Annotated in this window: 16 protein-coding genes; 9 read left to right on the forward strand and 7 right to left on the reverse strand. The window is 65.1% G+C overall.

Annotated elements, in window-relative coordinates; genetic code table 11:
- Nucleotides 1-9: 9 nt before the first annotated feature.
- A complete protein-coding gene (locus A0O30_RS01165; protein ID WP_105945300.1) occupies nt 10-1311 on the reverse strand; it encodes a DUF2235 domain-containing protein in 1302 nt (433 codons plus the stop codon).
- Nucleotides 1312-1538: 227 nt separating this feature from the next.
- Between A0O30_RS01165 and A0O30_RS01170 the strand changes: the two genes are divergently transcribed.
- The 9 genes from A0O30_RS01170 to A0O30_RS01210 all read left to right on the forward strand — a co-directional run bounded on the left by A0O30_RS01170 (nt 1539) and on the right by A0O30_RS01210 (nt 14039).
- The gene (locus A0O30_RS01170; protein WP_016714824.1) at nt 1539-2498 is read left to right on the forward strand and encodes a MoxR family ATPase; all 960 of its coding nucleotides are present in this window, start codon (nt 1539-1541) and stop codon (nt 2496-2498) included.
- Nucleotides 2499-2502: 4 nt separating this feature from the next.
- A complete protein-coding gene (locus A0O30_RS01175; protein WP_016714823.1) occupies nt 2503-3447 on the forward strand; it encodes a DUF58 domain-containing protein in 945 nt (314 codons plus the stop codon).
- The gene (locus A0O30_RS01180; RefSeq protein ID WP_105945301.1) at nt 3444-3938 is read left to right on the forward strand and encodes a DUF4381 domain-containing protein; all 495 of its coding nucleotides are present in this window, start codon (nt 3444-3446) and stop codon (nt 3936-3938) included. The genes A0O30_RS01175 and A0O30_RS01180 overlap by 4 nt, the downstream gene beginning before the upstream one ends.
- Nucleotides 3931-5007: a VWA domain-containing protein gene (locus A0O30_RS01185; protein ID WP_105945302.1), complete on the forward strand. Its 1077-nt coding sequence runs from the start codon at nt 3931-3933 to the stop codon at nt 5005-5007. Before A0O30_RS01180 ends, A0O30_RS01185 begins: the two co-directional genes overlap by 8 nt.
- On the forward strand, nt 5004-6722 hold the full coding sequence (locus A0O30_RS01190) for a tetratricopeptide repeat protein (protein WP_105945303.1): 1719 nt from the start codon (nt 5004-5006) through the stop codon (nt 6720-6722). Before A0O30_RS01185 ends, A0O30_RS01190 begins: the two co-directional genes overlap by 4 nt.
- Nucleotides 6719-8353, forward strand: coding sequence for a BatD family protein (locus A0O30_RS01195; RefSeq protein WP_105945304.1), 1635 nt, complete (start codon nt 6719-6721; stop codon nt 8351-8353). The genes A0O30_RS01190 and A0O30_RS01195 overlap by 4 nt, the downstream gene beginning before the upstream one ends.
- Before the next feature lie 216 nt (nt 8354-8569).
- On the forward strand, nt 8570-9808 hold the full coding sequence (locus A0O30_RS01200) for an exonuclease SbcCD subunit D C-terminal domain-containing protein (RefSeq protein WP_105945305.1): 1239 nt from the start codon (nt 8570-8572) through the stop codon (nt 9806-9808).
- A complete protein-coding gene (locus tag A0O30_RS01205; protein ID WP_105945306.1) occupies nt 9805-13449 on the forward strand; it encodes an AAA family ATPase in 3645 nt (1214 codons plus the stop codon). Before A0O30_RS01200 ends, A0O30_RS01205 begins: the two co-directional genes overlap by 4 nt.
- Nucleotides 13446-14039 (forward strand): glutathione S-transferase, encoded by a 594-nt coding sequence (locus tag A0O30_RS01210; RefSeq protein ID WP_105945307.1) that lies wholly within the window; start codon nt 13446-13448, stop codon nt 14037-14039. The genes A0O30_RS01205 and A0O30_RS01210 overlap by 4 nt, the downstream gene beginning before the upstream one ends.
- 121 nt (nt 14040-14160) lie before the next feature.
- Here A0O30_RS01210 and A0O30_RS01220 read toward each other — a convergent pair whose 3' ends face one another.
- The 6 genes from A0O30_RS01220 to pepN all read right to left on the reverse strand — a co-directional run bounded on the left by A0O30_RS01220 (nt 14161) and on the right by pepN (nt 22386).
- Nucleotides 14161-14340 (reverse strand): hypothetical protein, encoded by a 180-nt coding sequence (locus tag A0O30_RS01220; RefSeq protein WP_105945308.1) that lies wholly within the window; start codon nt 14338-14340, stop codon nt 14161-14163.
- Between the two features lie 122 nt (nt 14341-14462).
- The gene (locus tag A0O30_RS01225) at nt 14463-15593 is read right to left on the reverse strand and encodes a lactonase family protein (RefSeq protein WP_105945309.1); all 1131 of its coding nucleotides are present in this window, start codon (nt 15591-15593) and stop codon (nt 14463-14465) included.
- The gene (locus A0O30_RS01230; RefSeq protein WP_016714876.1) at nt 15559-15849 is read right to left on the reverse strand and encodes a DUF5629 family protein; all 291 of its coding nucleotides are present in this window, start codon (nt 15847-15849) and stop codon (nt 15559-15561) included. Before A0O30_RS01230 ends, A0O30_RS01225 begins: the two co-directional genes overlap by 35 nt.
- Before the next feature lie 162 nt (nt 15850-16011).
- A complete protein-coding gene (locus A0O30_RS01235) occupies nt 16012-18387 on the reverse strand; it encodes an RND family transporter (RefSeq protein ID WP_105945310.1) in 2376 nt (791 codons plus the stop codon).
- A 20-nt stretch (nt 18388-18407) separates the two neighbouring features.
- Nucleotides 18408-19436: a YCF48-related protein gene (locus tag A0O30_RS01240; protein ID WP_105945311.1), complete on the reverse strand. Its 1029-nt coding sequence runs from the start codon at nt 19434-19436 to the stop codon at nt 18408-18410.
- A 292-nt stretch (nt 19437-19728) separates the two neighbouring features.
- The gene (pepN, locus tag A0O30_RS01245; protein ID WP_105945312.1) at nt 19729-22386 is read right to left on the reverse strand and encodes an aminopeptidase N; all 2658 of its coding nucleotides are present in this window, start codon (nt 22384-22386) and stop codon (nt 19729-19731) included.

Raw genomic sequence — 22386 nt, forward strand, 5'->3', positions numbered from 1 at the left:
TTCGGTCGTTCAGGATGCCGGGTTGGCATGTACCACGCGCCCGCCTGCGCCCGGCCGATTGACGAACAGCACATCCAGCACACTGTTGCGCAAGCCCTTCAGCGCATTCCAGTTTGCCGAGGCATGCACGTACTTCTCGCACAGCAGCCGCTGTTCAGCCTCGCTCAACCCGGGCTGGTCCGTTTCTCCCAAGGCATACGCATGCAACTTGCGGCTGATCTCCAGCAAATCCTCCGGCAGCCTGTGCTCAGGCTGCTCGCCCAACGGCGCGAATGGCACGCCAGCCCGCACCGCCAGCGCCCGCATCACGCTCAAGTACACCCGGGACAACTGCCCCGCCACTTCCCGTTCACGGTACAACGCCGCATACACCTGCTTTTGCGCCTCATTTGGCCGGCCGCCGGCAAGGGGCGCCTCCCAGCTCACGACCTGCGGCCTGGGCTCGCGCCTGTCGGCATACGCCGACGCCAACAAGGCGCTTACCGTGGCATACACACGGCTTTGCTCGGCACGCATGCCCACCGGTACACGCTGGGACCGCGGCTTGCACAGCAGCACCTGCTCCAGCGTGGTTTCCGGGTAACCGCCCCCGATATTCGAATGCACCCCCGGCAACACAATGTCGTGACCACTGCCCACCAGCGGAAAGTTATGCCGCTGCTCATCCCCCGCCACCAGCTGCACCACCTGCCGGGCAATGCCTGCCCCAAGGCCCAGGCGCAGGCCGCCCTGGCGGCTATCGGCAGGGTCGAAGTCGCCCTGCAACGGCGCGATGATCGCCGCCACGGTGTCGAAAAGGCCGATAAAGTTGATTGAAGTGTCGCACGCTATCGGCAACAACCCGCCCGCGCCATCCTGTAGCAGGTTGGCCAGGTGCCTTGCCGCCGCCGCCCCGCGGCTGAAACCGAACAGGTCGAACTCGACCCGCGCCACGGCTGCCTGCGGATGTGCCCGGCACCAGCCCTGAAGTTGTTCGGCCATCCCCTGCAAAGCCTCGGCGACCCGCGCCTCAACCCCCGTGCGCCCACAACCGGTGGCCGCGGCATAGGCATGGTCCGCCTCACCGGCCAGGGTACCCACGCCTTCCACGTAGCGTTTCAGAAACACCCGGGTGCCATCGGCATCAGCCTCACCCGCCGGATACAGGGCATGCAACAGGGCCACATTGCTCAGGGCATTGCCATAGCTGCCGCGCGGTTCATCCACGGCCATGGCATTGTGCCGGTTGTTACCGGTGCCATCGAAAAACACACCAAAACGCAGGGTGGCGGGTGTGGGGATTGGCGTGCTACCGCTGCTCATTTTCATCATCGTGCCTTCTGCTTGCCTGAAAAGCACAAGCAGGCGCCAGCACGCCTTCACCGACCATCAGACAATGGCCAGCCCTACCTGGGACATTTCTGTACCGGCGAGCCCCCCGTAACGATAAATTTACCCGCCGCCATTGGTCGCCGCCCCCCCGGATAGATTAAAGTATCAGCCCTTGCCAGGGCCGCTACCGTCAGCCGCCTCAGGCCCCACACCAGGAACCGTCGCCGATGGAACACCGTGAAGCGCTGATCGCGCTGCGCACCTTTCTTTCTTCCCAGATCCTAGGCCAGGAAAAACTGGTCGAGCGGCTGTTGATCGTGCTGCTGGCCGACGGCCACATGCTGGTGGAAGGCGCACCGGGCCTGGCCAAGACCAAGGCCATCAAAGAACTCGCCGAAGGCATCGAAGCGCAGTTCCATCGCATCCAGTTCACCCCCGACCTGCTCCCTGCCGACATCACCGGCACCGAAATCTATCGCCCGGAAACCGGCAGCTTCGTGTTCCAGCAGGGGCCGATCTTCCATAACCTGGTACTGGCCGACGAAATCAACCGCGCCCCGGCCAAGGTGCAATCGGCGCTGCTCGAAGCCATGGCCGAGCGCCAGGTCAGCGTGGGCCGCAGCACCTACGACCTGTCGCCGCTGTTCCTGGTCATGGCCACGCAGAACCCCATCGAGCAGGAAGGCACCTACCCGCTGCCCGAAGCCCAGCTCGACCGCTTTCTGATGCATGTAAAAATCGGCTTCCCCGACGCGGCGGTGGAGCGGCGCATCCTGGCGCAAGCCCGTGGTGAAGCCCTGGGCGGCGAGACCAAGCCCGAGCGCCGGGTCAGCCAGCAGGCCATCTTCGCCGCGCGCAAGGAAATCCTTGGCCTGTACATGGCCGACGCGGTGGAGGAATACCTGGTGCAGCTGGTCATGGCCACCCGCACCCCGGCCAAGTTCGACGCCGAGCTGGCCGACTGGATCGCCTACGGCGCCAGCCCGCGCGGTTCCATCTCGCTGGACCGCTGCGCGCGTGCCCATGCCTGGCTGGCCGGGCGCGACTTCGTCAGCCCTGAAGACATCCAAGCGGTGCTGTTCGACGTGCTGCGCCACCGCATCATCCTCTCGTTCGAGGCCGAGGCGGCAGGGATCGACCAGGACCGCGTGGTCCAGCGCATCCTCGACGTCGTCGCCGTTGCCTGAGCCCATGCCCACCGCGCAGCTGGCCGAGCCCGGCATCCGCATCGGCCTTGCCGAGCTGATCGACATGCGTCACCGCGTGCGCGAAATCCAGCTGTTTTCCAAGCCCGGCCAGCGCAGCCCGCTGGTGGGCCTGCACCATTCCAAGCTGCGCGGGCGCGGGGTGGACTTCGACCAGGTGCGCGTGTACCAGGCCGGCGACGATGTGCGCAACATCGACTGGCGGGTGACCGCGCGCACCCAGGAGCCGCACACCAAGCTGTTCCACGAAGAGCGCGAACGACCGATCTTCATCCTCGTCGAGCAAAGCCAGCGGCTGTTTTTCGGCTCGGGGCTGATGTTCAAGTCGGTGTTGGCAGCCCAGGCCGCTGCCTTGTTCGGTTGGGCCGCGCTCGGCCACAACGACCGCATCGGCGGGTTGGTGTTCGGCGACAACGAACACCACGAAATCAAACCTCGGCGCAGCAAGCAAAGCCTGCTGCAACTGCTCAACCGCCTGGCCAAGGTCAACCAGGCACTGCACACTGAAGCCACGCCCGGGGCCGACAGCCTAGGCCTGGCCCTGCGCCGCGCCCGCGAAGTGCTGCGCCCCGGCAGCCTGGCCATCGTGATTTGCGATGAACGCTCGCTTAGCGCCCAGGTGGAACAGCACCTGGCCATGCTCTCGCGCCATTGCGACCTGCTGTTGCTACCGGTGTCCGATCCACTCGACCATGCCCTGCCGGCCGCCGGCCTGCTGCGCTTCGCCCAGCGTAGCGCCCAGCTGGAGCTCGACACCCTCGACGCCAACCTCCGCCAGGCCTACCGCCAGCAGGCCGAAGCCCGCATCGAGCGCTGGGAGCTGATGGCGCAGAAGCTGCGTGTGGTCCTGATGCCACTGAGCACGCAAAGCGAAATGATCGAGCAACTGCGCGAGTACCTGAACGCTCAGCGGCCACGGAGCGCGTCATGAACCCTCTCGACCAGTTGCACCCGCTGATCGACCCGGCACCTATCGGTTTATGGCCACCGGCACCGGGCTGGTGGCTGTTGCTGGCCCTACTGCCGCTACTGGGCTGGGGCCTGTGGCGGCTGCGCCGCTGGCGCCCGGGCAAACGCCGCATCGTGCGTGCCGAACAACCGCTCGACCCGGTGCGCGTGGCCGCCCTGGCCGAACTGGCCCTCCTGCCACGCCCCTACGATGGCGCACCGGCCGGCGCCTGGCTGCAACAGATCAACGCCCTGCTCAAGCGCCTGTGCCGCAACCACTATCCAGGCGCCAACAGCCACACCCTCAACGGCCGCCAATGGCTGGCGTTTCTCGACAACCGCTGCCCGGCCGCCGGCCTGACCCGCTGGATGGTGCTGGTCGAAGGCGCCTACAAACCCGAGTGCAAGCTCGACGACAAAGCCATCGCCGGGCTCAGCCTGGCCGTGGAAACCTGGATCCGCAAGCATGTTTGAACTGGCCTGGCCGTGGATCTTCGCGCTGCTACCGCTGCCATGGCTGGCACGCCTGCTGCTGCCTGCAGCCGACAGCGGCGAGCCGGTGCTCAAGGTGGGCTTCCTCAACGAACTGGAAGGCCTGGCCGGGCGCCGCGCGCGGCTCAACCTGCCGACCTGGCGCCAGCAGGCACCGTTCGTGGTCATCTGGCTGTTGCTGCTGTGCGCGGCTGCCCGCCCGCAGTGGCTGGGCGATCCGGTGCCGGTGGCCGCCAGCGGCCGCGACCTGCTGGTGGCGGTGGACGTGTCCGGGTCGATGGACTTCCCCGACATGCAGTGGAAGAACGAAGACATCAGCCGCCTCGACCTGGTCAAGGCGCTGATGGGCGACTTTCTCCAGGACCGCGAAGGTGACCGCGTGGGCCTGATCCTGTTCGGCAGCCAGGCCTACCTGCAGGCGCCGCTCACCTTCGACCGGCGCACCGTGCGCACCTTCCTCGACGAAGCACAAATCGGCATCGCCGGTAAAAACACCGCCATCGGTGACGCCATTGGCCTGGCGGTCAAGCGCCTGCGACAACGCCCGGCACAAAGCCGGGTGCTGGTGCTGATTACCGACGGCGCCAACAACGGTGGGCAGATCCACCCTCTGACCGCCGCCCGCCTGGCGGCCCAGGAAGGCGTGCGCATCTACACCATCGGCATCGGCGCCAACCCCGAAGCCAGTGGCACCCCTGGCCTGCTGGGCCTCAACCCGAGCCTGGACCTGGACGAAGCTGCGCTCAAGGAAATTGCCGACATCACCCACGGCGCCTACTTCCGCGCCCATGACGGCGCCGAACTGGACGCCATCGGCGACACCCTCGACCAACTGGAGCCGGTGGCCCAGCAACCGACCCAGGCACGCACGGCCCAGGCCCTGTACGCCTGGCCCCTGGCGCTGGCGCTGCTGCTTAGCGTGCTGCTGGTGGTGGCCGTGCAATGGCCCGACAACCTGCTGCAACGCCTGCTGCGCAAGCCGCGCTTTCTGCAACCGCACCCGGAATGGCGCCAGCGGCTGAAGCGCCTGCGTTTAAGGAGGCGGCGATGATCGACCTGTGGCCCCAATGGCTACGGCCGCTCTGGCTGCTGGCCGTGCCCCTGCTCGGCTGGCTGTTGTACAAGCTGTGGCACCGGCGCAAGCGCGCCGGGCGCTGGCAGATGATTCTGCCGCCAGCGTTTCATGGCGTCTTGCTGGGCGGTGGCAGCGGTAGCACCAGCAAACTGCCCTGGGTGGCGCTGGGCCTGGCCTGGGCGCTGGTGATCCTGGCCCTGCTCGGGCCCAGCTGGCAACGCGTCGAAGAAAACCGCCAACGCCCGGCCGACCCGCTGGTTATCCTGCTGGAACTGACCCCGCAGATGCTTGCCGAAGACAGCCCGCCCAACCGCCTGGAGCAGGCCCGGCGCAAAATCCTCGACCTGCTCGAACACCGGCGCGACAGCCAGACAGCGCTGGTGGTGTATGCCGGTTCGGCGCACACGCTGGTGCCGTTGTCCGATGACCTGGCCACCACCCGCAACCTGCTGGAGGCCATCGACCCGTCGATCATGCCGCAAGCGGGCCAGCGCGCCGACCTGGCCGTGCAAAAGGGCCTGGCGCTGCTCGCCCAGAGTGGTTTGGGCCAAGGCCGCCTGCTGCTGATCGGCTCGTCGCTCAGTGCGCCGGAGCGCCAGGGCATCAGCCAGGCCCTCGGCCGCCAGGGCCCCAGCCTGTTGATGTTGGGCATCGGCAGCCGCGAAGGTGCCCCGGTGCGTCAGGCCAACGGCGAATTCCTTAAAGACAACCAAGGTGGCATCCTCCTGCCACGCCTGGACAGCGCCAGCCTCAAGGGCTTCATCAGCGGTACCGGCGGGCGCTACCGGCATGCCCGCATCGACGACCTCGACCTGCGCGGCCTGGGCCTGTTCGACAACCCGCGCACCGCGCGCAACGACGGCCAGACCCTGCAGCTGGACAGCTGGGCAGACCAAGGCTACTGGCTGCTGATCCCGCTGTTGCTGCTGGCCGCCTGCGCTGGCCGACGAGGCTGGCTGTTCTGCCTGCCGCTGCTGCTGGCCTTGCCGCAGCCCAGCCAGGCCTTCGAGTTCAACGACCTGTGGCTGCGCCCCGACCAGCAAGGCCAGCGCCTGCTGGAACAAAGCCGCCCGGCCAGCGCCGCGCGTCACTTCCAAGACCCACAGTGGCGCGGCATGGCGCTGTACCAGGCCGGCGACTATGCCGGTGCCGCCGAAGCGTTTTCCCAAGGCGACACGGCAGCTGCCCACTACAATCGAGGCAACGCCCTGGCCCGCAGCGGTGAACTGGAGGCTGCCCTGGACGCCTACGAGCAAGCCCTGGAGCGCCAGCCCGACCTGCAAGCGGCGCTGGACAACCAGGCGCTGGTGCAACAACTGCTGCAACAGCGCGAGGCCAAAGCCGAGGAACAACCGGCCAGCAGCGATGCCCAAGGCACACCTGGCAGCGAAACCGAGGGCAACAGCAGCTCGGCCAGCAGCCCGGCCCAGGGCACACCCGGCAACAACGAACAAGCCAGCGCCGAACAACCCGGCGAAGGCAGCAACAACAGCCAGGCTGCACCGGGTAACCAAGCGGGCAGCGACGACAGCGTGATCCAGCCGCCGCAGCGCCCGGTATCGACAAATCTCGATGCCGAGCAACGCCAGGCCCTGGAACAATGGCTGCGGGAGATCCCCGACAACCCGGCGGAGCTGCTGCGGCGCAAATTCTGGTATGAACAGCAATTGCATCAGGAAACCCCACGATGAGTCGCTTCGGCGTCTTGCTTCTCACCCTGCTGTGGGCCGTGCTGGCCCAGGCCGAACCGCTGCTGCAAGCCAGCGTAGACCGTACCCGCCTGGAAGCTGGCGAAAGCCTGGAGCTGACCCTGGAAAGCCAGGACGTGACCCAGTTCGGCAAACCCGACCTGCGCGCCCTGGAAGGTGACTTCGAGGTACGCGGCACGCGCCAGCTGAACAGCCTGCACACCCTCGATGGCGAAACCCGCGCCAGCACCCGCTGGATCATTACCCTGCTGCCACGGCGCAGCGGCAGCCTGCGCATTCCTGAGCTGCAACTGGGCCAGTCGCACAGCCAGGCCATCGAGCTGCAAGTGCTGCAGGCCGATGCCAGCCGGCCCGACAGCGCCTCTCAGGTATTCATCGAGGCAACCCTCGACAGTACCGACGTCTATGTCCAGGCCCAGGCCATGCTGACCCTGCGCATCTACCACTCGGTAGCGCTGTACGACGACAGCAGCCTGAGCCCGTTGCAACTGGATAACGCCAAGGTCGAGCCGCTGGGCGAATCGCGCACCTATGAAAAGGAAATCAACGGCGTACGCCACGGCGTGATCGAAACCCGCTATGCCGTGTATGCCCAGCAAAGCGGCACCCTCGACATCCCGCCGTTGACCTTCACCGCCACAGCCGCCGCCAGCAGCGACGAAAGCGCGCAGGCCAATGCCACCGCCCGCGCCGGCCACCAGGTGCAGGTGAGTTCACTGCCGCTGCGCCTGACCGTGCGCCCCATTCCGGCCACCTGGCCCGCCGGCGTACCTTGGTTGCCGGCGCGCAGCCTGACGCTGGAAGAACACTGGAACCCCGACCCCGGCAACCAGCAAGTGCAGATTGGCGACTCGCTGACCCGCAACATCACCCTGCGTGCCGAAGGTTTGTCCAGCACCCAGCTGCCGCCACTGCCGGCCACCGAAATCACCGGTTTGCGCCGCTACCCCGACCAGCCGCTGCTACGCAACGAAATCAGCGACCGTGGCATGACCGCTAACCGCGAAGAGCGCGAAGCCTTGGTGCCCACCCACGCCGGCACGCTGGCCCTGCCGGCGCTGGAAGTGGCCTGGTGGAACACCCGCGAAGACCACCTGGAGCACACCAGCCTGCCAGCGCGTACCCTGAACGTGCAGGACAACCCGGCATTGAGCGCCGACACCCCGGTAGGTGACAACAGCAGTGCCAGTACCCTGCTGTGGCCCTGGCAGCTGGCCACCTTGGTGTTCGCCCTCACCACCGTGCTGGGCTTCGCCCTGTGGTGGCGCGCCCGCTCACAACCGGCGGTGCTGCGCGCCGCGCAGAACGGGCCAAGCCCACGCACCCTGCTGGACGACCTCAAGCGCGCCTGCCAGGCCAACGACCCTCAGGCCACCCGCCAGGCGCTGGACGCCTGGGCCCGGCAACAGCCGGAGACATTGGCCGAAATGGCGGCGCGCTTCGTGCCGTTGTCGGATGCGCTGGACGGGTTGAACGGGGCGCTGTACAGCGAGAGTGGCCAGTATTGGCAGGGTGAGGAGTTGTGGCGGGCGATTGGCACTATCCCGCCGGCCGAGCAAGTGTTGTTGCCGGCCGGGGAGAATGGCGGGCTGCCGCCGCTCTATCCAAAGTAAATTGTCGCCTTCACGGGCCTCTTCGCGGGCAAGCCCGCTCCCACAGTGACCGCGCATACCCTGAATTTCATGCAATACCTGTGGGAGCGGGCGTGCCCGCGAACACCGGCGCAGCCGGTGCCATGCACCAAGTAACCCGCTCCCACAGCAGCCCCGCGCTTGGGTTACCATACCGCCCTTTCCCCGCTTGCCCGACTCGACACCAACAGGTCATCCATGCGTCTGTTTCATACCTCCGACTGGCACCTGGGCCAAAGCCTGCACGGCCAGGAACGCGACTTCGAACACGCCTGCTTCCTCGACTGGTTGCTCGGCCAACTGCGCCTGCGCCAACCCGATGCGCTGCTGATCGCCGGCGATATCTTCGACACGGTCAACCCGCCGGTCAAAGCCCAGGAACGTCTCTACGACTTCATCGTCCAGGCCCACGAGCAGCAGCCCAAGCTGGATATTGTGATGATCGCCGGCAACCACGACTCGGGCTCGCGCATCGAGTTGCCCGCCGCCTTGATGCGCCGCCTGCGTACCCATGCGCTGGGCCGTGTGCATTGGCTGGACGAAGGCCAGCTGGATGCCGAGCGCCTGTTGATTCCGCTGACCAATGGCCGTGGCAAGGTCGCCGCCTGGTGCCTGGCCCTGCCCTTCCTGCGCCCGGCCGAAGTGACTGGCCCGCACCTGGGTGACGACTACCTGCAAGGCATTACTCAGGTACACCAGCAACTGATCGCCGCCGCGCAAAAAAAGCGCAAGAAAGACCAGGCGCTGATTGCCATCAGCCATGCGCACATGGCCGGGAGCGCGGTGTCGGAGGACTCCGAGCGCAGCCTGATCATCGGCAACGCCGAGGCGCTGCCGGCCAAGCTGTTCGACAAGGCCATCAGCTACGTTGCCCTGGGCCACCTGCACAAGCCGCAGAAGGTCAACCGCGAAGAACGTATCCGCTACAGCGGCTCGCCGATCCCGCTGTCGTTCGCTGAAATCAACTACCCGCACCAGGTGCTGGAAGTGGAGCTGGACGGCACCGGCCTGGTCAGCGTCGAACCGCGCCCGGTACCGCGCGCCGTGGCCCTGCAACGGGTTGGCCCGGCACCGTTGGGCGAACTGCTGCAGCAACTGGCTGACCTGCCGGTAGTCGACCTGCTCGAAGACCCCAACCGCCAGCCCTGGCTGGAGGTGCGGGTGATACTGGACGAGCCGCAACCCGACTTGCGCCAGCAGATCGAAACCGCCCTGGAAGGCAAAGCCGTGCGGCTGATCCGCATCAGCGCCGAATACGCTGGCCGCACCAACGCCGAAGACGATGACCTGGCCTTTGTCGAACTGGCCCAGATGACCCCGCAAGACCTGTTCAGCCGCGCCTGGGAACAGGCCTACGGCAACCCCACCGACGAACAGGCCCTGGCCGACTTTGCCCTGCTGTTGCAGGACGTGCAGCAGGAAGAAGAGCAGCCATGAAGATTCTCGCCATCCGCCTGAAAAACCTGGCATCGCTGGCCGGCCCAGTGGAAATCGACTTCACCGCCGAGCCGCTGGCCAGCGCTGGCCTGTTCGCCATCACCGGGCCCACAGGGGCCGGCAAAAGTACCCTGCTCGACGCCCTGTGCCTGGCGTTGTTTGGCACAGTGCCACGCCTGAACGACATCGGCCGTGAAGCCAAGGTGCCCGACGCCGACGGCGAAATCCCCACGTCCGACCCGCGCAACCTACTGCGCCGTGGCACCGGCAGCGGCTTTGCCGAAGTCGATTTCGTCGGCATCGATGGCCGCCGCTACCGCGCCCGCTGGGAAGCCAACCGCGCCCGCGACAAAGCCAACGGCAAACTTCAGCTGAGCCGCCAGAGTTTCTATGACCTGGACAGCGAGCAAGTGCTGGCTAGCGCCAAGAACGAGTACAAGCAACTCATCGAAGCCCGCCTCGGCCTGAACTTCGAGCAGTTCACCCGCGCCGTGATGCTGGCCCAGAGCGAGTTCGGGGCCTTCCTCAAGGCTGACGACAAAGAGCGCAGCGAACTGCTGGAAAAGCTCACCAACACCGCCATCTACACCCGCTTGGGCCAACGCGCCTTCAGCAAGGCCCGTGAAGCCGGTGAAGCCCACAACGCCCTGAAGGACCGCGCCAGCCACCTGCTGCCAATGGCCGCCGAAGCCCGCGCCGAGCTAGACCAGCGCCTGGTGCAAGCGCAGCAGCAGTTCAAGGCCGACCAGGCCGACGAGCGTCAGCTGGAGCAGCAGCGCAACTGGTTGAATGAACAACGCCAACTGCAGGCCCAGCACGCCGAAGCCGGCACCGCGCTGCAGGCCGCCGAGCAGGACTGGCAGCAACTGGCCGAACCTCGCCTGGACCTCGTTCGCCTGGAGCGTTTGGCGCCGCAGCGTCACCAGTTCCATCGCCAGCAAACGCTAACCGCTCAACTGGCGCCAGTCGCAGCGACGATCGCGGAACAGCAACAGCAACAAACTGAGTTGCAACTGCGTACCCGTGAACTTGAACAGGCACTGGACAATGCCCGCCAAGCGCTGGCCGACAACCAGGCCCGGCACGGTGAAAACGCCCCGCGCCTGCGCCAGGCCTTTGCCGCACAGGACAACCTGGCCCGCCTGGACCAGGAACTGGCCGCTCAGCGCAGCAGCAGCGAACAGGCCGCACAGCACGTTGCCGACGGCCAGCAACAGTTGCAGCAGTTGGAGCACAACCAGCAACGCAGCGTGCAGCAACTGGCCCAGATCGACACCGCGCTCGCCGACAGCCAGCACCTGGCGGGCCTGGCCGATGCCTGGCATGCCTACCTGCCGCAACTAAAGCAGGTGATGCTGATTGGCGGCCGTCTGGCCAAGGGCCGCGAGGAACTGCCTGGCCTGCAAGCTTTGGCCAGCCAGGCCAATGCGCACTTGCAGGCCGAACGCGACACCTACGACCTGCTGTTCCGCGAAGCCAAGGCCGAACCGCACGCCCTGGCGGAACAGATCGACCTGCTGGGCGGCATGCTGCAGGACAACCGCAAGCAGCAACGCGCCATTGAACAGCTGTCGCGCCTGCATGGCCGCGAAATGGAGCTGCGCCAGCAGCTGGATGCCGTGCGCGAGCGGCAACAGCAAGCCATGCAGCAGCGCCAGCAACTGATTACCGAGGGTACCGCTGCCAAGGCCGAACTCGAAACCGCCGAGCAGGCGCTGAACCTGACCCGCCAGCTGCTGGAGCGCCAGCGCCTGGCGCGCAATACCAGCGTTGAAGAACTGCGTGGCCAGTTGCGCGATGGCGAACCCTGCCCGGTATGCGGCAGCGCCGAGCACCCGTTCCATCAACCCGAAGCGCTGCTGCAAAGCCTGGGACGTCACGACCAGGCCGAGGTGGACGCCGCGCAGAAGCAGGTGGAAACCCTCAACAGCAAACTGGTGGAGCTGCGCACACAGTTGGGTGTGGTCAACGCCCAGCTCAAAGACTATCAGCAGCAACAACTGCAACTGGGCGAGCAACTGCAGACTCAAGTAGCCGAGGTGCAGGCGCATAGCCTGTGGCCTGCTCTCGCCCCGCAGGACGACAAGGCCCGCAGCACCTGGCTCGACAGCCAGTTGCGACGTCTGGACGAAGAAATCGGCCAGGACGAGAAGCGTCAGAGCGCCCTGCTCGCCCTGCAAAAAGATGCAGCCCGCCTCAATCAGCAACTGCAGGCCGCCCACGAAGCGCAACAGCAGGCCCAGCGCCACCTGGAGCAACAACACCAGGCCCTGGCCAACGACGAGCAGCAACTGCAGCAAGGCCTCGACGATCTGGCCGGCGTATTGCCCGACGAAGCCGTCAAGGCCTTGAGCGACGACCCGGCCAATGCCTTCCTTGCCCTGGACCAACAGATCGCCCAGCGCCTGCAACAACTGGAGCAACGCAAGGACGAACTGGAGGAACAGCAAGCCCGTCAGGCCCAACTGGACAAGCTGCGCGACCAGCAACAGGCACGTATACAAGGCCAGCAGCAGTTGCTGCAGACACTGACCGCCCTCGACGAGCAACGCCAGCAGGCCCAGGCCTCCCTCGGCGAACTGCTTGGCGAACACACCAGTGCCGAAGCCTGGCAGCAGCACATGGACACCACGCTGGAACAGGCCCGCGCCCTCGACGCCGATACCGCCCAACGCCTGCAAGCGCTGCGCACCCAGGGCGTGCAGCTGGCCAGCGAACTCAAAGCCAACATCCAGCAGCAACAGGCACTGGACACCGAGTGCCAGCAGTTGCAGGGCCAGATCAGCCAGTGGCGCAGCGAGCACCCGGAGCTGGATGACGACGGGCTGGATCGCTTGCTGGCCATGGATGACACGCACGTCCATGAATTGCGCCAACGCCTGCAAGGCGCGGAAAAGGCCATCGAACAAGGCCGCGTACTGCTGCAGGAACGTGAGCAACGCCTGCAACAGCACGCCGCGCACATGACCGTGGACACTTCGGCCGAAGCCCTGGAGCAAGCCCTGACCGCGCTGCGCGAACGCCTGGCCAACCACGAACAGCAGTGCGCCGAACTGCGCGCCCAGCAGGCCGACGACCAGCGTCGCCAGCAGGCCCATCAGGCACTGGCGGCCGAAATCGAACAGGCTCACCAGCAGTGGCAACGCTGGGCCCGCCTGAACGCGTTGATCGGTTCGGCCTCGGGCGATGTGTTCCGCAAGATCGCCCAAGGCTACAACCTCGACTTGCTGCTGCACCACGCCAACGCCCAGCTGCGTCAGCTGGCCCGCCGTTACCGCCTCAAGCGTGGCGGCAGCGCCCTTGGCCTGCTGGTGCTGGACACCGAGATGGGCGATGAGCTGCGCTCGGTACACTCGCTGTCGGGCGGGGAAACCTTCCTGGTGTCGCTGGCCCTGGCCCTGGGCCTGGCATCGATGGCCTCCAGCACCCTGCGCATCGAATCGCTGTTCATCGACGAAGGCTTTGGCAGCCTGGACCCCGAGTCGCTGCAACTGGCGATGGACGCGCTCGACGGCCTGCAGGCCCAAGGCCGCAAGGTGGCAGTGATCTCCCACGTGCAGGAAATGCACGAACGCATTCCGGTACAAATCCAGGTGCGTCGCCAGGGCAATGGCCTGAGTGACGTGGAGGTGTGCGGGTGATCCTCTACTCATTCCGCCGCTGCCCCTGGGCCATGCGTGCGCGCCTGGCCCTGCGCTATGCCGGCTGCGAGGTAGAAATCTGCGAGGTGGCGATGAAGAACAAACCGGCAGAGCTGCTGGCCTTGTCGCCCAAGGGCACGGTGCCGGTGCTGGATACCGGTGCCGGGGTGCTGGAAGAGAGCCTGGACATCATGCGCTGGGCGCTGGCGCAAAACGACCCGCAGGACTGGCGCTTGCAGGCAGCCCCTGCGGCGGCGCAGGTGGCTGACGGGCTGATTGCGCGGAACGACAGCACGTTCAAGGCGCAGGTGAACCTGTACAAGTATGCTGAGCGTTACCCGGAGTATTCCCGCGAGCATTACCGTCAGCAGGCCGAAGCCTGGCTGGCGGAGCTCGAAGGCCTGCTTGAAGGCCGGCCTTACCTGCTGGCTGATCACCCGAGCCTTGCCGATGCCGCGTTACTGCCCCTGATGCGCCAGTTTGCCGGGGTCGAACCGCAGTGGTTCGCCGAGGCGGCTTATCCGCGGGTGCGGAGCTGGCTGGAGGGGTGGTTGGCTTCGGAGCTGTTCAGATCGGTCATGGCCAAGTAAAACCTGTTTCCTGTACTGGCCCTATCGCCGGCAAGCCAGCTCCCACAGGTACAGCACTGGGCCTAAGGCATGCTCAATCCCTGTGGGAGCTGGCTTGCCGGCGATAGGGCCAGTACAGGATTCAGTGGTGCTGTTTGCCACTCAAGGCCGCATGGAAGTTCGCGCTCTGGCGCAGGTACTGCTCGGTGTAGCTGTGAGTGACAGCAGCCTTGCCGCTGCTGTCGGCATGGGCATGGGCCGGCAGTACGACCGAAGCGGAAATGGCGGATGCGGCAATGACCGGGAAGAGATTGAAGTTCATCTGGGCTGACCTCGACGGCGGTGGTTTGACGGTGGCCCGTTTGGGCCTTGGGTCAAACTTACGCCGCCGAGGCCGAACGCAAAAATTCATTGCGGCAGTATCGATTATCACGCCGATCGATATCACTTGATGAACTTCAGGTCCGATGGGGCATCCTGTTTCAACGTCTGCACCGTCTCCAGCAGCTTGCCGCTGCGTGGATCGCGGCGTATGACCACGATCTGGTTGCTCTTCTGGTTGGCCACCAGCAGGAAGTTGTCACTCGGGTCCAGGGCAAACTCACGCGGGTGATCGCCCTCCACCGAGCGGCGCTGCAGAAAAGCCAGCTTGCCGTCCTGCTTGCCCACGCTGAACGCCACGACCTCGTTGGCCGTGCCACGGTTGCTCACGTACAAGAAGCGCCCGTCCGCCGACAAGTGCAAAGCACCCGCCGCCTTCGCTGCTGCCTCGTGGCGTTCGGTCAGTGGCAGGCGCTGGCGTTCCACGAGGTTGCCATCCTGCACATCGAACACCACCACCTCGGCACTCATTTCCAGGGTGAGATAGGCGTGCAGGCCCTTGGCGTCAAACAGCAGGTGACGCGGCCCACTGCCCGGCGGCAACGCCACCGACGCGGGTATCGCCGGGGTCAGCGGGTGGTCCGCACTGGCGCCGTCGTAGCGGTAGATGAACACCTTGTCGGCACCCAGGTCGCTGGCATACAGGTGCCGGCCATCCGGCGACAGCACCAGCGAATGCACATGGGCACCGGCCTGTCGCTCGGGGTTGACCCCGCTCGGCTTGTGCCGGGCCTGTTGCACCACGGGCTTGAGCTTGCCGTCCTTGGCCACCGGGATCACCACCAGGCTGCCACCGGGGTCGGGGTTGACCGCGTAATTGGCCACGAACAGGAAGCGCTGATCGCGGCTGAGACTGGCGTGGGTAGGCTCGTCGCCCTGGCTGGCCACTTGGTTGAGGGGTTTGATTTCGCCTTTGGTGCTGATGCTGAAACTGCTGGCATGCCCCTGCGGGGTTTCATTTACCGTGAACAGCTGGCGCTGGTCAGCCGACAGCACCAGCCACGAAGGGCTGACGCTTTTCACCACTTGCAGGGGTGTAGGGTCGATATGGCCGGCCTTGTCGTCGAACTGATAACGGTAGATGCCCTGGCTGGCGCCATCGGTGTAGCTGCCCACCAGCAAGGTAGCGGCGTGGGCATGGAGGGTCAGGCTCATCAGGCTAGCGGTCAGCAGGCTCGTCCAGGTCCGGTTCATCTTGGTCATCGTCCGGGGCACGAAAGGCACTCATACAGACTAGACGATGCTCGCCATCAGCATCGTTGAGTTGCCATTCATCACCCGTGGCGATGGCGGCGGCGACTTGCTCGGGAGTGAAGGACCAGCGGCGCAGTTGGCGGCCGTCCATGCATTCGACGGTGAGGCCGGACTCATCGGCGGTGAAGTCGAAGGCGTGCAGGCCGTCGATCAGGAGCATGTCGCAGGTTTGCAGGGCGGTGGCGAGGGGGGACATGGGGGTACCAGGTTGAAATGAGCCGGCATTATAGCCTTGGGGCTGCTTTGCAGCCCATCGCCGGCAAGCCAGCTCCCACAGGGATCGCATCGACCTCAAGGCCTGTGCAGTCCCTGTGGGAGCTGGCTTGCCGGCGATGGGCCGCAAAGCGGCCCCCTTCAATCAATGGGCAAAAATGGATCCCCCCTCTTTACCCACCATCTTCTCCGGCTTGATCAGGAACCGCGCCAGCGCCGGCAGCAGCCACAACGCACCAAACATGTTCCACAGCAGCATGAAGGTCAGCATCAACCCCATGTCAGCCTGGAACTTGATCGCCGAGAAGATCCAGGTGCACACGCCAATGGCCAGGCACAAGCCGGTGAACAACACTGCTTTACCGGTCGAGCGCAGGGTCTGGTAATAGGCCTCCTGCAACGGCAGCCCGGCCCGCAAGAAGCTTTCCAGGCGGCTGTAGATGTAGATGCCGTAGTCCACACCAATACCCACACCCAACGCCACCACCGGCAGGGTCGCCACCTTCACCCCGATACCCATGTAGGCCATCAGCGCGTTGCCCAGCACCGAGGTCAACACCAAGGGCAGCACAATGCACAGGGTGGCGGCAAACGAGCGGAAGGTGATCAGGCACATTACCGCCACGCAGATGTACACCAGAATCAGGATGGTCAGCTCGGCCGACTTGATCACTTCGTTGGTCGCCGCCTCGATCCCGGCGTTACCCGCCGCCAGCAGGAACTGCAGGCCTTCCTTGTTGTGGCTGTCGGCAAACGCCTTGGCCACGGCAGTGACTCGCTCCAGGGTCTCGGCCTTGTGATCGTTGAGGAACACCAGCACCGGCGCCAGCGAGCAGTCGCCGTTGTAGAGGCCATCGGCACGGGCAATGGAGTTGTTGAGGATGTCCGGGTTACGCGACAGGGTCTCCCATTTCAGGCTGCCCTCGTTCATGCCCTTGATCACCTGCTTGGACACAGTCACCAGGGAAATCGCCGACTGCACGCCCGGGGTGTTCTGCATGGTCCACATCAGCTCGTCGATCGGCGCCATGGTCGAGTGGATCGAGCACTGCTCCGGCGGGGTCTTGACCATGATCACCAGCACGTCGGAGCTGGTGGAGTAGTTGCTGATGATGAAGCTGTTGTCCTGGTTGTAGCGCGAATCGGGGCGCAGCTCTGGCGCGCCCTGGTCGAGGTCGCCGATTTTCAGGTTCTGGCTGTACCACAGGCCACCGGCAAAGGCGACCAGCGCCAGCACCACCGACACCGGCGCCACCTTGGCACTGGCAAAGTTCGACAGCAGGCGCCAGAACGGGTGTTCGCGGGTGGCGTCCTTCTTGCTGCGTTCGATGGCTTTCTTGCTGATACCGACGTAGGAAATGGCCACCGGCAGCAGGATCAGGTTGGTGAACACGATCACCGCCACGCCGATGGAGGCGCCGATGGCCAGCTCGCGGATCACGCCAATGTCGATGATCAACAGGGTGATGAAGCCTACGGCGTCGGCGAGGATGGCGATCATCCCCGGCAGGAACAGCTGGCGGAAGGTACGCCGCGCCGCCGTGAGGGCGTTATCCGCGTCGCTCGACTGCAAGGCGATGCCATTGATCTTCTGCACCCCGTGGGAAATGCCGATGGCGAAGATCAGGAACGGCACCAGCATCGAGTACGGGTCCAGGCCAAAGCCCACCGCATGCATCAGCCCCAGCTGCCACACCACTGCCACCAGGGTGGTGATGAGCACGGCGATGGTGCTGCGGATGCACCAGGTGAACCAGTACAACAGCACCCAGGTGATCGCCAGAGCAACGCCGAAGAACATTGCCACCATCACCAGGCCGTCGATCAGGTCGCCAACTTTCTTGGCGAAGCCGACGATGTGTACCTTCACGTTGGGGTTCTGGGCCTGGAACTTGTCACGGATCTTTTCTTCCAGCAGGTGCGAGAACTGCTGGTAGTCCAGCTTTACCTGCTTGCCCGGGTCTTGCGGGTCGGGGTAGCTCTCCAGCAGCGGCACATCGACGATGCTGGATTTGAAGTTGTTGCCCACCAGCCGCCCTACCTGGCCCGACTTGAGCACGTTGTCGCGCAGGGTGTCGAGGCTGTCCTGCGAACCGTTGTAGGTGTTGGGGATTACCTCACCACCGGAAAAACCCTCTTCGGTGACCTCACTCCAGCGCACGCTGGGGCTCCACAGCGATTTGAGCCCGGCACGGTCGACACCCGGGATGTAGAACACCTCGTCATGGACCTGGCGCAGGGTCTCCATGTAGTCCTTGTCGAAGATGTCGCCGTTCACTGCTTCCACCGAAATGCGCACGGTGTTGCCGAGGTTGGCCAGGTCGTTGCGGTGCTCCATCATCTGCTCGATGAAGGGGTGCTGCAGCGGGATCATCTTCTCGAAGCTGGTAGAGGGACGAATCTGCGTGGCCTGCCAGAACAGGAAAATGCTCACCAGGACGCACAGGGCGATGACCACGGGGCGGTTGTTGAAGATCAGGCGTTCGAGCAACGTGGCCTTGTCCTGGTGGTGCGGGTGCATGGTAATGCTCTCCCTGCTGGTCATCGGCTTGCCCCCTCGGCCCCTTGGGCATCCGCCAGGTGTACACCGCCCTGCCCTACCAGCAGCAGGCCACCGTTGGCCAGGCCGCTGACGCCGGCCAGGGCGATACGGTCGGCACGGTTGTACACGCTGAAGGTCTGGCCGCCATCGGTACTGCGCAGCACGCTGCCGCCGTTGCCGACCAGCACCAAGGTGCCATCATCGAGAAGCGTAGCGCTTGCCAGGCCGAATTCGAGGTTGCCGCGCGCGGCCTTGAGTTCGATCGGCTGCCAGCTGTCACCAAAATCGGTGGAACGGAACAGGTTGCCGCGCAGGCCGTAAGCCAGCAAGGTGTGCGGCTGCGCGGTGCCAATCACGCCGAACAGCGAGCCCTCGTACGGGCCTTCGACCTTGGCCCAGGTCTGGCCGTTGTCGGCGGAGCGGAACATGCCGCCCTGCTCGCCCACGATGAACAGGCCGGCATCACGCACTCGGGTAATGCCGTTCAGGTGAAGCTGGTCGGGGTTGTCCAGGCGCTCGGCCACGTCCTGCCAGTGCTGGCCGCCGTCGGTGGTTTCCAGCAAGGCGCCGTAGGCCCCCACGGCAAAGCCGTGCCGGGCGTCGAGGAAAGCGACATCGAGCAAGGGCGCTTCGCGGGCGAGGTCTTCAAACTGCTTGTTCCAGGTGGCCCCGCCGTCGCTGCTGGCGAGGATTTGCGAATCGTGGCCGACGGCCCAGCCGCGTTTGTCGTCGAGGAAGAACACGGCGGTGAGCAGTTGCCGGGTGGGCACGCGGGCCTGGGTCCAGGTGCTGCCCTGGTCGTCGGAGAACAGGATGTGACCCCGATCGCCCACCACCACCAGGCGTTTGCCGGCATGGGTGGCGCCGATCAGCAGGCTTTGGCTGGCCTTGGCGGATTCGGTGGAGTATTCGTCGGCGGCGGCGGCCTGGGCGCTGTCGGCCCACACCCCCAATGCCAGTGCCAGCACTGCGCTGGCTGCCCATGGCCAGGCACCGCGCCTGGCTGGCGCCTGTAGCTGTTCCCTCATGACTGCCCCCTGTTGTGTTCTTCTTGGTGGGTCAATGCACTGCAGGCACTGCGAAAAGCCTGATCTAGAGGCCTGCAATAGCTTGAGGGGATCGTAGCGGGGATGTTTGCGGGATTACAACGGGCAGGGTGTTATGTTTTGTTGTCGGCCTTGTATAGCTGGGGCCGCTGTGCGGCCCATCGCCGGCAAGCCAGCTCCCACAGGTACTGCACAGGCCTTGAAGGCAGTGGAGTACCTGTGGGAGCTGGCTTGCCGGCGATGGGCTGCACAGCAGCCCCAAGATCTACCAGGCTTACGCTAGGCTCTTGCTCACCACTTCATACACATCACTGGACAGCTCACCCGAAGCCAGAATCCGCTCCAGCTCGCCCTTCATCAGGGCCTGGCGCGCATCGTCATACTTGCGCCAGCGGGTCAGCGGCGCCAGCTGGCGCGAGGCAATCTGCGGGTTCAACGCGTTCAGCTGGATCACCAGGTCAGCCAGGAAGCGATAGCCCGAACCATCCGCCGCATGGAAGTTGACCAGGTTCTGCCCGGCAAAAGCACCCACCAACGCACGGACCTTGTTCGGGTTCTTCAGGGTGAACGCCGGGTGCTGCATCAGCGCCTTGACCCGCGCCAGCCCGCCCGGCAGCGCACTGGCCGCCTGGACGCTGAACCACTGGTCCATGACCAGCGGGTTGTCCTTGAAGTGCTCGGCAAAGGTTTCCAGCGCCTTGGCCCGCTCGGCTTCGAACGGCGAATTGACCAGCACCGCCAACGCCGTCAGGCGCTCGGTCATGTTGTCGCACTGGTCGAACTGCTCCAGGGTCGCTTCCAGCACTTGCGGCTTGCCACTCTGCATCAGGTACGACAGGGCGATGTTCTGCAGGCTGCGGCGTGCAAAGTGTTCGGCAGAGGCTACGTAGGCGGTTTTGCGCGACACTTCGCGGTTGGCCTTGTAGCGCGCCCACAGGGCGTCGAACAGCTGATCGGCGATCTGCTGGCGGGCGAACTCGCGAGCGGCGTGGATGGCATCCACGTCGGCCACCTGGCTGATCTCGGTGAGGTAAGCCTCTCCCGGCAGCGAGAGCATTTCGGCCACCATGGCCGGGTCTAGCGCTTCGTTGCCCAACACGGTGCCCAGGGCGGTGATCAGACGCTGGTCAAGCTTGAGCGCTTCGCCACGCTGGTGCTGGCCAATCAGCTCTTGCAGCACCTGCACCGACAGTTGCTGGCCCGCTTCCCAGCGGTTGAAGCCGTCGCTGTCGTGCTGCATCAGGAACATCAGCTGGTCGCGGTCGTAAGGGAAGCTCAGTTTCACCGGGGCGCTGAAGCCACGCAGCAGCGATGGCAGCGGCTTGGCCTGGATACCCTGGAAGGTGAAGGTTTGCTCGGCCTCGGTCACCGACAGTACGCGACTGGTACCGCCAGCAGCCGCTTCACCGGCCAGGCGCAGCGGCAGGTCATTGCCTTCGGCGTCCAGCAGGCCCAGTTCCACCGGGATCACGAACGGCAGTTTTTCGGCCTTGTCCGGGGTTTGCGGGCAGCTCTGGCGGAAGGTCAGGCTGTAGGTCTGCGCAGCAGCGTCATAGGCTTCGCTGACTTCCAGGCGCGGTGTACCGGCCTGGCTGTACCAGCGCTTGAACTGGGTGAAGTCGACACCATTGGCGTCTTCCATGGCCTTGATGAAGTCGTCGGTGGTCACCGCCTGGCCATCATGGCGTTCGAAGTACAGGTCGCTGCCCTTGCGGAAACCTTCGGCGCCCAGCAGGGTGCGGACCATGCGCACCACTTCGGCGCCCTTCTCGTACACGGTCAGGGTGTAGAAGTTGGAGATTTCGATGAAGCTGTCCGGGCGCACCGGGTGGGCCATGGGACCGGCGTCTTCGGCGAACTGGTGGGTACGCAGGTAGGCGACGTCTTCGATACGCTTGACCGTGCGCGAGTTCATGTCGGCACTGAACTCGGCATCGCGGAACACCGTGAAGCCTTCTTTCAGCGACAGCTGGAACCAGTCACGGCAGGTGACGCGGTTGCCCGACCAGTTGTGGAAGTACTCGTGGGCGACCACGCCTTCGACGCGCTGGTGCGCGGCATCGGTAGCGGTTTCGGCACGGGCCAGCACACAGCTGGAGTTGAAAATGTTCAGGCCCTTGTTTTCCATGGCGCCCATGTTGAAGTCGTTGACCGCAACAATCATGAAGATGTCCAGGTCGTACTCGCGGCCATAGACTTCTTCGTCCCAGCGCATGGACTTCTTCAGGCTGACCATGGCGTGGTCGCACTTGTCGATGTTCTCGGGCTCGACGTAGATGCGCAGGGTCACGTCCCGGCCAGACTGACGGGTGAAGGTGTCCTCGACGCACCACAAGTCACCGGCCACCAGCGCGAACAGGTAGGCCGGCTTCATGAACGGGTCTTCCCAGGTCGCCCAGTGGCGGCCATCTTCTGCCGGCCCGCTGCCGATCGGGTTACCGTTGGACAACAGCACCGGGTAGCGATGCTGCTCGGCGATCACCGTGGTGGTGAAGGTGCTCATGACGTCCGGGCGGTCGAGGTAGTAGGTGATCTTGCGGAAGCCCTCGGCCTCGCACTGGGTGCAGAACATCTTGCCCGACTTGTACAGGCCTTCCAGCGCGGTGTTGCTTTCGGGGTGGATCTTCACACTGGTGTCGAGGGTGAAGCGCTCGGCCTTGGGGTGCACGGTCAGGCTGTCGACGTCCAGCTGATAGTCAGCCGCGTGCAGTTCCTGGTCATCCAGCGAAGCGCGCAGCAACTCCAGTTGCTGGCCATCGAGCACCAGTGGCGGCAGCCCGGCACCGCGCGCCGGGTTGCGGCGCATCACCAGTTGCGCGTGAACCAGGGTGTGGTCCTCGAACAGCTCGAAGGTCAGGTGCGTCTCGTCGATCAGGTACTCGGGCGCCTGGTAATCCTTCAGGTAGATCACTTGCGGTTGTTCGGTACGCAT

Origin of the sequence: Pseudomonas sp. LLC-1 (genome assembly GCF_002992185.1) — a bacterium.
GTDB classification, from domain to species: Bacteria; Pseudomonadota; Gammaproteobacteria; order Pseudomonadales; family Pseudomonadaceae; genus Aquipseudomonas; species Aquipseudomonas monteilii.

Coding starts and splice junctions, on each gene's coding strand:
- A0O30_RS01165 (WP_105945300.1), bottom strand. CDS start 1,311: ATGATGAAAATGAGCAGCGGTAGCACGCCAATCCCCACACCCGCCACC.
- A0O30_RS01170 (WP_016714824.1), top strand. CDS start 1,539: ATGGAACACCGTGAAGCGCTGATCGCGCTGCGCACCTTTCTTTCTTCC.
- A0O30_RS01175 (WP_016714823.1), top strand. CDS start 2,503: ATGCCCACCGCGCAGCTGGCCGAGCCCGGCATCCGCATCGGCCTTGCC.
- A0O30_RS01180 (WP_105945301.1), top strand. CDS start 3,444: ATGAACCCTCTCGACCAGTTGCACCCGCTGATCGACCCGGCACCTATC.
- A0O30_RS01185 (WP_105945302.1), top strand. CDS start 3,931: ATGTTTGAACTGGCCTGGCCGTGGATCTTCGCGCTGCTACCGCTGCCA.
- A0O30_RS01190 (WP_105945303.1), top strand. CDS start 5,004: ATGATCGACCTGTGGCCCCAATGGCTACGGCCGCTCTGGCTGCTGGCC.
- A0O30_RS01195 (WP_105945304.1), top strand. CDS start 6,719: ATGAGTCGCTTCGGCGTCTTGCTTCTCACCCTGCTGTGGGCCGTGCTG.
- A0O30_RS01200 (WP_105945305.1), top strand. CDS start 8,570: ATGCGTCTGTTTCATACCTCCGACTGGCACCTGGGCCAAAGCCTGCAC.
- A0O30_RS01205 (WP_105945306.1), top strand. CDS start 9,805: ATGAAGATTCTCGCCATCCGCCTGAAAAACCTGGCATCGCTGGCCGGC.
- A0O30_RS01220 (WP_105945308.1), bottom strand. CDS start 14,340: ATGAACTTCAATCTCTTCCCGGTCATTGCCGCATCCGCCATTTCCGCT.
- A0O30_RS01225 (WP_105945309.1), bottom strand. CDS start 15,593: ATGAACCGGACCTGGACGAGCCTGCTGACCGCTAGCCTGATGAGCCTG.
- A0O30_RS01230 (WP_016714876.1), bottom strand. CDS start 15,849: ATGTCCCCCCTCGCCACCGCCCTGCAAACCTGCGACATGCTCCTGATC.
- A0O30_RS01235 (WP_105945310.1), bottom strand. CDS start 18,387: ATGCACCCGCACCACCAGGACAAGGCCACGTTGCTCGAACGCCTGATC.
- A0O30_RS01240 (WP_105945311.1), bottom strand. CDS start 19,436: ATGAGGGAACAGCTACAGGCGCCAGCCAGGCGCGGTGCCTGGCCATGG.
- pepN (WP_105945312.1), bottom strand. CDS start 22,386: ATGCGTACCGAACAACCGCAAGTGATCTACCTGAAGGATTACCAGGCG.